The following is a 12586-nucleotide window of genomic DNA, read 5'->3' as shown; positions in this document are numbered from 1 at the left end:
GACTGTACTCCTTCCCCGATGTGAGCCGGCGCTATGCTGGCCATGTCGATATAAGGAGTATCAGCATGGCCATTAAACCCTATCATCATCCCGCCGCCGGCTGGGGCGCGCTGAAATATGTCGCCATCAACCTGCTCAAGGAGCGCGTGAGTGGCGTCAACTACAAATCCCTGTTTGCGCAAAACCAGCCGGATGGTTTTGACTGTCCCGGTTGCGCATGGCCGGACCGCGAGCATGCATCGACCTTTGAATTCTGCGAGAACGGCGTCAAGGCGGTCGCCGCGGAATCGACCAGCAAGCGTGTAACGCCGGCGTTCTTTGCCGCACACACGGTCGCCCAGTTGCTGGAACAATCGGACTACGAGCTGGAACAGCACGGCCGCCTGACGCATCCGATGGTCTACGATGCGGCCACCGACAAGTACCAGCCGATTGCCTGGCACGACGCCTTCCAGTGCATTGCCGATGAACTCAATGTGCTCGACGATCCAGACCAGGCGGCGTTCTATACTTCCGGCCGCGCCAGCAACGAGGCGGCTTTCCTGTACCAGCTGTTCGTGCGGGCTTACGGCACCAATAATTTTCCCGACTGTTCCAATATGTGCCACGAGGCGACCAGCCGTGGCTTGCCAGGCACGGTGGGCATCGGCAAGGGTACGGTGACGCTGGACGATTTTGAACATGCCGATACGCTGCTGATCTTCGGCCAGAATCCGGCCACCAATCACCCGCGCATGCTGGGCGAGTTGCGCGAATGCGCGCGGCGCGGCGCCACCATCGTCTCGATCAATCCCTTGCGCGAGCGTGGACTGGAGCGTTTCACCAGCCCGCAGCATCCGCTTGAAATGCTGACCATGTCCAGCACGCCGATCAGCTCCATGTTCGTGCAACCCCGGCTGGGCGGCGATTTCGCCCTCATCAAGGCCATGGCCAAGCGCTTGCTGGAACTGGACGATCAGGCGGTATTGATCGGTGCACCGCGCTTGCTGGACCTGGATTTCATCACTGCCCATACCACCGGCTTCCAGGCCTTTGCACGCGACCTGCGCGCCGAGCGCTGGCCGCTGCTGCTGGAAGAGTCAGGCGTGCCGCGCGCGCAGATCGAGCAACTGACCGACATTTACATCAGAGGCGAACGCGTGATTGCCACCTGGGGCATGGGACTGACGCAGCATAAGCATTCGGTGCCGACGGTACAGATGCTGTCCAATCTGATGATGATGCGTGGCCAGATCGGCAAGCGTGGTGCGGGCTTGTGTCCTGTGCGCGGCCATTCCAATGTGCAGGGCGACCGCACCATGGGGATAGAGGAACAGCCGACGGCGGCTTTCCTCGACCGCATGGAGCAGGTGTTTGGTTTCGCGCAGCCGCGTCATCATGGCCATGACGTGGTGGCGACCATTGCCGCCATGATGGAAGGGAAGGTCAAGGTCTTCATTGGCCTGGGCGGCAATTTCGCCATGGCGACGCCGGATACGCCGCTGACCTTCAAGGCGCTGCAATCGTGTGAGCTGACGGTGCATATCGCCACCAAGCTGAATCGCAGCCATTTGATCCACGGCCGCAAAGCGCTGATCCTGCCGACGCTGGGGCGTACCGAAATCGACACGCAGAACGGCGTGCCGCAGGGCGTAACCGTGGAAGACTCGATGAGCATGGTGCACATTTCGTATGGCCTGAACAAACCCGCTTCGCCGGAGCTGCTGTCCGAAATCGCCATCGTGTCGTATATGGCGGAGGCGACGCTGGGCACGCGGCACAAGCTGGCCTGGAATGCGTACCGCGACGATTACGCCTGCATCCGCGACGATATCGAGAAGGTCTTTGACGATTTCTACGACTACAACGCACGCGTGGCCAAACCGGGTGGCTTCCATCTGAAGGTGGCGTCGCGCGAGCGTGAATGGATGACGTCCAGCGGCAAAGCGCAGTTCGTGCCGCACCAGATCGATCTGGATACACCCATCCGCCGTGCGCGCGCCAAGCATGGCGAGCGGCTGCTGGTGATGATGACCACGCGCTCCCATGACCAGTACAACACCACGATTTACGCATTGGACGACCGTTATCGCGGCGTGTTTGGCATGCGCCGGGTGATCTTCATTCATCAGGAAGACATCGACATGCTGGGCATGAAAGCCGGCGACTGGGTGGATGTGCAAAGCGTGTGGGAAGACGGCGTGGAGCGCCGCGCCAACGGCTTCATGCTGGTGGCGTACGATATTCCGCGCGGCTGCATCGGTGCTTACTACCCGGAGACCAATCCGCTGGTGCCGCTGGCCAGCGTGGCTGACGGCGCCGGCACGCCCACCTCCAAATCGATTCCGGTGTTGTTGATGCCTGCGGTGCCATCATGATTATCCGTCCGTCCACGAATTGGCTGCGGATGCTGTTTGTATGGGATGGCTCCGTGCTGAAAACCATTGTGCCGCAGCTGTTGCTGATGCTGGCGGTGAGTGTGCTGGCCGTGGTTACGGGCGGCCACGTGTTCGGCGCGAAGATCCCGCTGGATACCGTACCGTTTCCGCTGGTCGGCGTGAGCCTGGCGATTTTTCTCGCCTTCCGCAATAACGCCGCCTATGCGCGGTTTGTCGAGGCACGCCAGATCTGGGGTCGTATCCTGATTGCGGCGCGGGCCTTGACGTCGCAAGTCATCAACTACCTGCCCGAGGATGGCGACGGTTTTGAACGCAAGCTGTTCGTGCGGCGCCTGATCGCTTTTGTCTACGCCTTGACGCACCAGCTGCGCGGTACCGATCCTGCTGCCGATCTGCGGCGCTATCTGTCGAAAGCCGAAGCTGCGGAATTGCGCGGCATGCAGTACATTCCGGTGGCGCTGCTGGACCGCATCCGTCTGATGCTGTCGCGCGCGGGCCGCAAGCGCGGGCAAGGCGAGCCGCTGTTGTGGATACTTGACGCGCAGGTGAGCGAACTGGCCGCCGCTGTCGGTGGCTGCGAGCGCATCTCCAATACGCCGATTCCCTTCGCTTACGGCGTGCTGGTACACCGCACTGTTTATCTGTATTGCTTCATGCTGCCGTTTGGCCTGGTAGCCGACCTGGGCGTGGCGACACCGCTGGTATGTGTGTTTGTCGCCTACACGCTGTTCGCGCTGGAAGCCATTGCGCAGGAGATTTCAGAACCGTTTGGCACCGATCCAAACTGCCTGGCGCTGAATGCCATGACCCGCAATATCGAACGTTCGCTGCTGGAGCAATGTGGCCAGGAGATGCCTGCCGAGATTGCGCCGTGTGAGCGCTACAAGGTCATGTAGATCCGGCAGGTTGCCCGACCAGCTCTCCCGCCAGTAGGCCAAGTGTCCGCACGGCGGCTTCCACTTCCGGCGTCCATGGATAGCTGTAATTGAGGCGGATGCAGTGCTGGAAGGCGTCGCCAGTGGCGAAGATATTCCCGGCGCCGACGCTGATGCCGCGCTCCTGTGCGCGCGCATACAATTCCAGCGCGCGTACGCTATCCGGCAGGTTCACCCACAATACATAGCCGCCGGCCGGCGTCGAGACGCTGGTTCCGGCCGGGAAGAAGCGGCGCACGGCAGACGCCATGATGCTGGCTTGCTGCGCATACGCCTTGCGGACCTTGCGCAGATGGTAGTCGTAGCCGTCGTTCTGCAGGTATTCGGCGATGGCCAGCTGGGGCAGGGCGGGCGTGTTCAGCGTGTTCAGGAATTTCAGCTTTTCCACCTGCGCCCTGTAGCGCCCGGGCAGCGCCCAGCCTATGCGGTTGGCGGGGCTCAGCGTTTTAGAGAAGGAGTTGCAGTGCAGGACCAGGCCTTGCGTATCATAGTTCTTGAGCGAAGTTGGATGGGCGTCGCCGTAATACAGCTCGTGATACACATCGTTTTCAATCACCGGCACGTCATGCCTGGCCAGCAGCGCCACCATGGCGCGCTTGCGCTCATCGCTCATCTGGAAGCCCAGCGGGTTCTGGAAGTTGGGCATGACCATGCAGGCCGCCACGCCGTTTTCCACGATGGCCCGCTCCAGCGCCGCCAGGTCGATGCCCTCGACCGGATCGGTTGCAATCTCCAGCACCTGCATGCCCATGCGCTCGATCGCCTGTATCAGCGCATAGTAGGTGGGTGACTCCACGGCGATCACGCTGCCTGGCGGCGCCACGGCTTGCAGGCACAGGTTGAGCGCTTCCGTGGCGCCGGTGGTGACGATGATTTCGCTCGCATCCACGGGCAGGCCGTTCTCCAGGTGGCGGCGGGCGATCTGGCGTATCAGTTCCGGATTCCCGGGCGGCAGGTCGGCCGTCATGCCCATCTGGCCGACGCGGCGTGCCAGGCTGTTGGCGTACTGGTTCAGCCGCGCCCACGGGAACACCGCAGGATCGGGATAGGGGGAGCCGAGCGGCACGCTACCCTGGTTGATGGAGCGCAGGGTGGTGAGGACAAATTCGCTGGTGTCCAGCGTTGCGCCGCGCGCCAGTTCGGCCGGTGCGGGTGGTTCCCCGGCAGCGCCGGCGGTTTGCACGGCAGGCTTGCGCCGCACGAAGTAGCCCGATTGTGGCCGGCTTTCGATCAGGCCCTGGCTTTCCAGCAGCAGGAACGCACGGATAACAGTCGAAACGCTCAGATTGTGATGCTGGCTGGTCTGACGCACGGAGGGGATCTTTTCTCCTTCGCGGATCACGCCTTGAGCGATCTGGCTGGCGATATCGGCGGCCAGGGTTTCGTACAGTTTCACAGTCTCTCTCTCGTGGGCTATTTTCTGCCTAGTATAAGGGGGCAAGCGGGCGACTCATAGAACGAACATTCCGCGGCGTGGTATAAACAGCCGTTCACATTTAAATCAGGTGTTTCATGGGTATGAGGTATGTTCTGGCGGCGCTGCTGCTGTGGGTAGGCAGCCTGGCGCAGGCCGCGCAGGTGGCTGGCGTGGTGGTGCAGGTCAGCGGAGCGATGAGCGCGCGCTCGCCGTCCGGCGTGGTGAAGGCATTGCAGGAGAAATCGGAGGTGGAAAGCGGGGATACGCTGGTCACTTCCGCTGGCGCTTATGCGCTGGTGCGGTTTATCGACAACAGCGAACTGGCGCTCAAGCCGGGCACCACGGTGGTCATCGACCAGTTTTCCTTCGATGCAGACAAGCCGGAAGCGGATCGTGCGGCTTACACACTGGTCAAAGGTGGCCTGCGTTCGATTACCGGCCTGCTGGGCAAGCGTAACAAGGACAAGTTTGCGATGAAGACGCCAAGTGCCACCATCGGCATCCGCGGTACCACCTTCTTCCTTGAATACCTGACCGGCAAAGGCGATGCCGACCCTTCGCCGGGACTGGACCTCGGCCTGCACGTGCATGTCAGCGCGGGCGGCATCTCGATTGTCAACAGCGCGGGCGAGTTCCGCTACGATCCCGGCCAGTTCGGTTTTATCAAGAACGATAAAACCCGGCCGGTAAAGATGTTCACCAATCCGGGTATGAAGTTCACGCCGCCGGCTTCCTTCGGCGACGTCGATACGCTTACGCCGTAATCTCCACCACCACCTTGCCGCCGGCCGTGCGTTCGGCCAGCGCGCGGTGGGCGGCGCTGACACTGTGCGGATTCAGCGTGTAGCGCGTCGGGTCCAGCATCACTTTCAATTTGCCGGCGGCTACCAGCACGCTGGCTTCACGCAGGATGGCGCCGTGATTGGCGCGGCCTTCGCCGGTCAGCAGCGGCAGCAGCGTGAAGACGCCGGAATAGGTCGCGGCGCGGAAGGACAGCGGCGCCAGCGCGTGGGTGCCCCAGCCTAGACAGCTCACCACATGGCCGTGATAGCGGCGGGCGGCGCGGAACGACAGGTCCAGCACGGTGCCACCGACGGTGTCGTAGACCACATCGAAGCCGGCGCCGCCGGTATGCTGTTGTACATAGTCTTCCACTGCCGTATCGCGGTCGATGAAGGTGGCGCCCATGGCTTCGATGCTGGCGCGCTGGCTGGCGCTGCCGGTTGCATGGACGCTCGCGCCCAGCGCAACTGAGAGCTGGACCGCCATGTGTCCGACGCCGCCGGCACCGCCATGCACCAGCACTGTTTTCCCGGCGCCGACGCGGGCGCGATCGACCAGGCCTTCCCATGCGGTGATGAAGATGAGCGGCAGCGCGGCTGCTTCGCGCATGCTCATGTTGCCGGCCATGTGGGCCAGCAGGCGCGCATCGACTGCGGCGTATTCGGCCAGCGAGCCTGGCACGCCGCCGACGCCGCCCGTCATGCCGTACACACGGTCGCCGGGAGCGTAGCCTTCCACGCCGTCGCCAACGCTGTCGACCACGCCGGCCATGTCGATGCCCAGCACCGCCGGCAGCACGGCGCGGGCGTGATCGGCCTTGCCGGCGGCGATCTTGGTGTCCAGCGGATTGACACCGCTGGCATGCACGCGCACCAGCACCTGGCCGGGACCGGCGACGGGGCGGGCGATATGCTGCTGAACGAGGGGTGTGCCGTAGGCGTTGAGTACGATGGCTTGCATGATGACTCCTGTGAGTTGGTTGATGGAGCCATTCTGTCGCAGCGCGGCGCAAAGAAAAATCGGGCAAGCCGGGATGCAGTATCCCAAAATCGTGAATAATGGCGTGCGTGCCATAAAAGGAGAGCGGGATGGATAGGCTGGATGCCCTGAAGGTGTTTTGTGCCGTGGTGGATGCTGGAGGCTTCAGCCGGGCGGCCGCCAAACTGGGCATCTCCACCTCGTCGGTCACGCACCAGATTGCCCTGCTGGAGGCGCATTTCGGCGTCCGGCTGCTGAACCGGACCACGCGCAGCATGTCCCTGACCGATGAAGGCCGCCAGTGCATCGAACAGGCACGCCGTCTGCTGGATGACATGCAAGAGCTGGAGTCGGGCCTGGGCGATACGCTGCACGAGCCGCGCGGCAGCCTGCGTGTCGATATGCCGGGCATACTGGCGCAGCGTTATGTGGCGCCGGCCTTGCCGCGGTTTCTCGCCGCCTATCCTGAACTCAGCGTGCGCCTGACGGCCAGCGATCGCCTGATCGATATGGTGGACGAGGGCGTGGACGTCATGCTGCGCATCGGCGAGCTGCAGGATTCCTCGCTGGTGGGGCGCAGCATTTTTAAAAACCAGTATGTCTGCGCTGCGTCACCGGCGTTCATTGCGCAGCACGGCCAGCCGCCGCATCCGGACACGCTGGACGATCTGCCTTGCCTGAATTTTGTCTACCCCAAGGCGCGCCAGCTGCGGCCGTGGACTTTTCAGCAAGATGGTCAACTCTTCACGGTCACGCCACGCGGCGCCGTGGCCGTGGACCATGTGGATTCGCTGATCGGCATGGCGGTGCAGGGCGGCGGTGTGGTCCAGCATCTGTCGGTGTCGCTGATGGCGGAGCTGCGCAGCGGCGCGCTGCTACCCGTGCTGGAAGCGTGGCAGGCGCCGGGGCCGGACGTCTCCATCCTTTACCCGCAGCGTCACCAGCGCGCCGCCAAGATCAAGGTATTTGTCGACTTTGTCGAGCAGGTGTTCAAGAACGCCGCAGCTTCTTGGCCCCCATCATCGGCTTGATGCTGGCGGCGCAGTCGCCGCAAAAACCGTATAGCGACAGCGAATGCTCGTGCAGCACGAAGTTGCGCTCACGCGCGACGGCTTCCTGGCGCTGTTCGATTTCGGCATCGAGGAATTCTTCCATGCGGCCGCAGTTGGTGCAGATCAGGTGGTCGTGGTGGCCGCCTTCGTTCAATTCAAATACCGACGCCACCGATTCAAAGTGGCGGCGGATCAGGATGCCGGCATCGGCAAACTGCATCAATACGCGATAGACCGTCGCCAGTCCCATATCGATATTTTCGTCGTGCAGCAGGCGGTAAACATCGTCTGCGCTCAGGTGCTTGCTCTTAGATTCCTGGAACAGCTGGAGGATGCGTAAGCGGGGCAGGGTGGCTTTCAAGCCAAGTTTGCGCAGTTCTTGTGGGATATCCATGTGTCTCTAGAATGATAATGATTCCTATTCTCACATGGTATCCGATATTTAACTTCTTGGCAATCTAGATTCAATTGGGTGCATTTTTGATACCAGAATTGACGAAAAAGCAGCGAAATGTGTGATTTTTGGAGAGAATTTTTGGTATATTGCTCTAAAGTATCGACAGTTGCTTTTGGGAAGTATAAAGTGAACAGGTCCGTATGATTACGCTACGGCACTACAGCTAGATGCCTCGCACTGAATTCTTCCCAGCCCGCCAACCATCCATGTCAACGCCTGAGCGCGTGCATGCACGGGTGTTTGCCGTATGCCGATAACAGGAACCATGTAATGACCGTCGATTTTTCGCCTATGCGCGCCATGCTGGCGACCGTGATGATGCTGAGCTGCCCTGCAGCGGCGGCAGGCGAAGTCGCGGGTGACGGCGATGAGTCGCCGCAGCGCTGGACACTGGGCGGCTTCGGTACGCTGGGCGCGGTGCATAGCAGCGAGCGGCACGCGGACTTCACTTCCAATGCGCTGAATCCCGGCGACGCCGGCGCCAGCCGCGCGTGGAGTCCTGCGGTGGACAGCCGCGTCGGCGTGCAGCTGGGCGTGAACCTGGACAGTTCGTGGTCGGCCGTAGTGCAACTGGTGTCCGAACGCACGCTGCGCGATGGCTATGCGCCGGTGGTGGAGTGGGCCAATCTCCAGTACAAGGTGACCCCGGATCTGAGCGTGCGCCTGGGCCGCATCGCGCTGCCGCTGTTCCTGAGCGGCGATTACCGCAAGGCCGGTTACGCCCTGCCGTGGGTACGGCCGCCGGTGGAGGTGTACGACGCCATCCCCCTGTCGAATAGCGACGGCGTCGATGCGACTTATCGCTGGCAGGTGGGCGACGTGCATAACGTGACGCAGGCTTTGCTGGGCCACACCAATCTGTCGCTGACGCCGAGCGCGCATGCGCAGGCGCGCGACCTGACTGGTTTGTCGAACACCACCACGTCCGGCGCGCTGACGGTGCGCGCCAGCGTGATGACGGCGGAACTCAGCGTCGATCTGGCGCGCGAACTGTTCGACGGCTTGCGCCAGTTTGGCCCGCAAGGGCAGGTGCTGGTTGACCGTTACGAGTTGCTGGGCAAGCGGGCCAACGTGGTGTCGCTGGGTTTCAACTACGATCCGGGCAACTGGTTTGTCATGGGCGAAATCGGCCGCATGAATGCGCGTTCCTATCTGGGCGATAAAACCGCTGCTTATCTGAGCGGCGGCTACCGGGTTGGCGACGTGACGCCGTACGCCGTGTATTCGGCCTCGCACGCCAACATGGAGACCAATGTCGCTGGTCTGGACCTGAAAGAGATGCCGCCGCAGCAGGCCGCCATGGGCGCGCAGCTGAATGCGGGCCTGAACCAGCTGCTGGCGGCGATCCCCCGCCAGCGTACCGTCAGCGCCGGTGTGCGCTGGGACTTCTATCCGAATTACGCGCTCAAGCTGCAATACGACCGTGTGAAGCCGCTGCAGGGATCGACCGGCACGCTGATTAACGTGCAGCCGGGCTTCCGCTCCGGCCAGCCCATTTCGGTGCTGAGCGCGGCGCTTGATTTTGTGTTCTGACCATGCTGAAGCTATTCTCAACAATGCGATGCTGTCTGATGCTGGCGTGCGTGCTGCTGTGGAGCGGTGCGGCGCCGGCGGCGGACTTTGTCGTCATCGTGTCGGCCAAAAGCCCTGTGACTGCGCTGCGCGCGGAGCAGGTGGCCGCCATCTTCCTGTCGCAAACCGGCCGCTATCCTGGCGGCGAGGAAGCCGTGGCGCTGGACCTGCCGGTTGGTAACGCCATGCGCGACGAGTTCTATAACAAGGTGGCGGCGCGTACGCCCGCGCTGATGAAAGCCTACTGGACCAAGATGGTGTTCACGGGCCGCGGCCAGCCGCCGCGCGAACTGCCCAACAGCGTCGCGGTGCGCAGAATGGTGGCCGAGAACCCGGCCATGATCGCATATATCGAACGTACGGCGCTGGATGCCAGCGTCAAAGCCATACAGGTGATGCCATGAGTTCGGCCAGAGAAACCCTGCGGGCACGCTGGTTGCGGCGTGGCCTCGACACGCATGTGTCATTGCCGTTGTTTGCCCTGATGCTGCTGGTGGCGATCTGGGTGGTGACGTTCCACGAGATCGACGCCGAGCGTCAGCACGCGCAGGAAGCCGCTGTCGACTCGCTGCAGGAAATGCTGGGCACTTATGAGGCGCAGGTCGCGCGCAGCCTTGACGGCATCGACCAGACGCTGCGCATGCTGAAGTACGCCGTCGAACGCAAGGGCACGCTGGGCGCCTTGCCGGAGCTGGGGCGCGAAGGATTGCTGCCGCCTGGCGTGGTGTTTGTGGTCAGCATCGTGGACCGCAGCGGCATGACGGTGGCGAGCAACCCGCATGCGCTGCCGATTTCCGTGGCGGATGAGGGCTACTTCAAATTCCATCAGGAGCGCGACACGGGCACGACCTACGTCAGCCCGGCGATACGCGACGCCGCCAACAGCGAATGGCATTTGCACTTCACACGTCGCCTGGATGATGCAGCGGGCAATTTCGCCGGCATCGTCATCGTTGAAACAGACCCTGCCTACTTCACCAGCAGCTATGAGCGTAGCCGCCTCGGTGAGCACGGCATGCTGGGTCTGGTGGGCGTGGATGGCGTGGTGCGCGCGCTGCGCTCCGGCGACAAGATGTCCTTCGGCCAGAAGCTGGAAGGCCAGGGCAAATACAGCGGCATGCGCGCGCTGCATGGCGTCGGCCTGAACGTGCTGGTCGGACTCGAAGAGCAGGAACTGATGGCGGCCTTTGAACGCCAGCGCCGCGAAAAGCTGCTGGAGGGCGGTGTGCTCAGTGGCGGCCTGATATTGATTACGGGCTTGCTGTGGCTGTGGTCCTGGCAGGGCGCGCGCACGCGAGCGCGCATGCGCCGCGCGCAGGAGACCTACGCGGCCGCATCGGCAGCCAGCCTGGATGCCTTCTTCGTCATGCGCGAAGTGCGCGACGCCCACGGCGAGATTGTCGATTTCAAGATTGTCGATGCCAATATGCGCGCGGCACAAATGGCCGGTTGCAGCAAGCAGCACCTGTGCAGCACCACCATGTGCACGCTGATTCCAGAGGCGCGCCACAACGGCATGCTGCGGCATCTGATCGACGTCATGCAGCAGGGCGGCGTGCACGAACAGGAATGGCAAAGCACCTTGCCGCAGCTGCGCGCCCGCTGGCTGCATCAGCAGGTGGTGGCGGTGCGGGGCGGCATCGTCGCCATCGTGCGCGATATTTCCGAGCGCAAGCTGGCCGAGGAACGCATGGTGCATCTGGCGCACCACGATACGCTGACTGGCCTGCCGAACCGCAGCCTGATTGCCGACCGGCTGGAAATGACGATCGCCCAGGCGCAGCGTAACGGCAACTCGGTGCTGGTGGCGTTCATCGATCTGGATGGCTTCAAGCTGGTCAACGATGGCCTGGGCCACAATGCCGGCGATGAGCTGCTCAAGGTGGTGGCGGAGCGCATGTCCGGTTGTCTGCGGGCGAGCGATACCGTGGGCCGCTTCGGCGGCGACGAGTTCGTGCTGCTGCTGACCGAATACGGCTCGGTGATGGATGCTGCACCGGTGCTGGAACGCGTGCGCGAAGCCGTGCTGCAATCGGTGAATGTGTGCGGACAGGACGTGCAGGTCAGCTGCAGCATCGGCGTCTCGGTGTATCCGAACGATGGCAGCGACGCCGAAACGCTGCTCATGAACGCCGACGCCGCCATGTACCGCGCCAAGGAAACCGGCAAGAACAACTGCCAGTTCTACACGCGTGAAATGAACGAATCCATCGAAGAAAAGCTGTTGCTGCTGGACGGTTTGCGTGGCGCGCTGGAAGCCAGCCAATTCTGTTTGCTGTACCAGCCCAAGGTCGATCTGCGCACTGGCCGCGTGTTCGGGGTGGAAGCGCTGGTGCGCTGGGAGCATCCCGAGCAGGGCGTGATCGGGCCGGACCGCTTCATTCCGCTGGCGGAAGAAAGCGGCATGATACTGGGGCTGGGCGAGTGGGTGCTGCGTACCGCGTGCCAGCAGAATCGCGCATGGCAGGATGCGGGGCTGCCGCCGCTGCGTATCTCAGTCAACGTCTCGCCGCGCCAGTTTGAAGATCCGCGGCTGGTGGAACGTGTGCAGCACGCGCTCAACGACAGCGGTCTGGCGCCGGAATGGCTGGAGCTGGAAGTGACGGAGGGCGTCATCATGCGCGACCTGCAGCAGGCGGTGGCCAAGATGGCGGAGCTGCGGGCGATGGGTGTATCGCTGTCGATTGACGATTTTGGCACGGGTTATTCGAGCCTGTCGGCGCTGAAGTCGTTCCCGATTTCCACGCTGAAGATCGACAAATCCTTTGTGCGTGATCTGGGCCGCAGCGACGGTGACGAGGCGATAGCCAGCTCGATCATCGAACTGGCGCACCGCCTGCGCTTGCGCGTGATCGCGGAAGGCGTGGAGACCGAGCAGCAGCGCGGCTTCCTGCGCGAGAACGGCTGCGACGAAATGCAGGGCTACCTGTTCAGCCGCCCGCTGCCTGCCATGCAGCTGGCCGAGATGCTCATGGCGGGAACCACGCGGCTCTTGCTGCCGGTCGCCGCGTAAG

General features: G+C 62.7%; 10 protein-coding genes. 7 read left to right on the top strand and 3 right to left on the bottom strand.

Going from position 1 to position 12586, the window contains the following annotated elements:
* Nucleotides 1–65 precede the first annotated feature (65 nt).
* Nucleotides 66–2357 carry an FdhF/YdeP family oxidoreductase gene (locus GTP58_RS23650; protein ID WP_161079537.1) on the top strand — a complete coding sequence of 764 codons (2292 nt, stop codon included), beginning with the start codon at nt 66–68 and terminating at the stop codon, nt 2355–2357.
* On the top strand, nt 2354–3274 hold the full coding sequence (locus GTP58_RS23645) for a bestrophin family protein (protein ID WP_161079536.1): 921 nt from the start codon (nt 2354–2356) through the stop codon (nt 3272–3274). The genes GTP58_RS23650 and GTP58_RS23645 overlap by 4 nt, the downstream gene beginning before the upstream one ends.
* On the opposite strand, the gene GTP58_RS23640 is transcribed toward GTP58_RS23645, so the two are convergent.
* The gene (locus tag GTP58_RS23640) at nt 3267–4709 is read right to left on the bottom strand and encodes a PLP-dependent aminotransferase family protein (RefSeq protein ID WP_161079535.1); all 1443 of its coding nucleotides are present in this window, start codon (nt 4707–4709) and stop codon (nt 3267–3269) included. The two genes, GTP58_RS23645 and GTP58_RS23640, sit on opposite strands and share 8 nt — an antisense overlap.
* 116 nt (nt 4710–4825) lie before the next feature.
* On the opposite strand from GTP58_RS23640, the gene GTP58_RS23635 reads away from it, so the two are divergent.
* On the top strand, nt 4826–5494 hold the full coding sequence (locus tag GTP58_RS23635) for a FecR domain-containing protein (RefSeq protein ID WP_161079534.1): 669 nt from the start codon (nt 4826–4828) through the stop codon (nt 5492–5494).
* On the opposite strand, the gene GTP58_RS23630 is transcribed toward GTP58_RS23635, so the two are convergent.
* On the bottom strand, nt 5484–6473 hold the full coding sequence (locus tag GTP58_RS23630; protein ID WP_161079533.1) for a zinc-dependent alcohol dehydrogenase family protein: 990 nt from the start codon (nt 6471–6473) through the stop codon (nt 5484–5486). The two genes, GTP58_RS23635 and GTP58_RS23630, sit on opposite strands and share 11 nt — an antisense overlap.
* 128 nt (nt 6474–6601) lie before the next feature.
* Between GTP58_RS23630 and GTP58_RS23625 the strand changes: the two genes are divergently transcribed.
* A complete protein-coding gene (locus GTP58_RS23625; protein WP_161079532.1) occupies nt 6602–7522 on the top strand; it encodes a LysR family transcriptional regulator in 921 nt (306 codons plus the stop codon).
* On the opposite strand, the gene fur is transcribed toward GTP58_RS23625, so the two are convergent.
* On the bottom strand, nt 7482–7937 hold the full coding sequence (gene fur, locus GTP58_RS23620; RefSeq protein ID WP_072788413.1) for a ferric iron uptake transcriptional regulator: 456 nt from the start codon (nt 7935–7937) through the stop codon (nt 7482–7484). The two genes, GTP58_RS23625 and fur, sit on opposite strands and share 41 nt — an antisense overlap.
* A gap of 333 nt (nt 7938–8270) precedes the next feature.
* Between fur and GTP58_RS23615 the strand changes: the two genes are divergently transcribed.
* From GTP58_RS23615 to GTP58_RS23605, 3 genes are read left to right on the top strand one after another with little or no spacing between them, the layout of a single operon-like run.
* Nucleotides 8271–9533, top strand: a complete 1263-nt coding sequence (locus GTP58_RS23615; RefSeq protein WP_161079531.1) for a hypothetical protein — start codon at nt 8271–8273, stop codon at nt 9531–9533.
* A 2-nt stretch (nt 9534–9535) separates the two neighbouring features.
* Nucleotides 9536–9976 carry a phosphate ABC transporter substrate-binding protein gene (locus GTP58_RS23610; RefSeq protein ID WP_229215719.1) on the top strand — a complete coding sequence of 147 codons (441 nt, stop codon included), beginning with the start codon at nt 9536–9538 and terminating at the stop codon, nt 9974–9976.
* On the top strand, nt 9973–12585 hold the full coding sequence (locus tag GTP58_RS23605) for an EAL domain-containing protein (protein ID WP_161079530.1): 2613 nt from the start codon (nt 9973–9975) through the stop codon (nt 12583–12585). Before GTP58_RS23610 ends, GTP58_RS23605 begins: the two co-directional genes overlap by 4 nt.
* The last annotated feature ends 1 nt before the right edge of the window (nt 12586 follow it).

The sequence above is a fragment of the Duganella sp. CY15W genome, from assembly GCF_009857555.1.
Taxonomy (GTDB): Bacteria; Pseudomonadota; Gammaproteobacteria; order Burkholderiales; family Burkholderiaceae_D; genus Rugamonas; species Rugamonas sacchari.
This window is presented reverse-complemented; position numbering and strand designations above follow the sequence as displayed.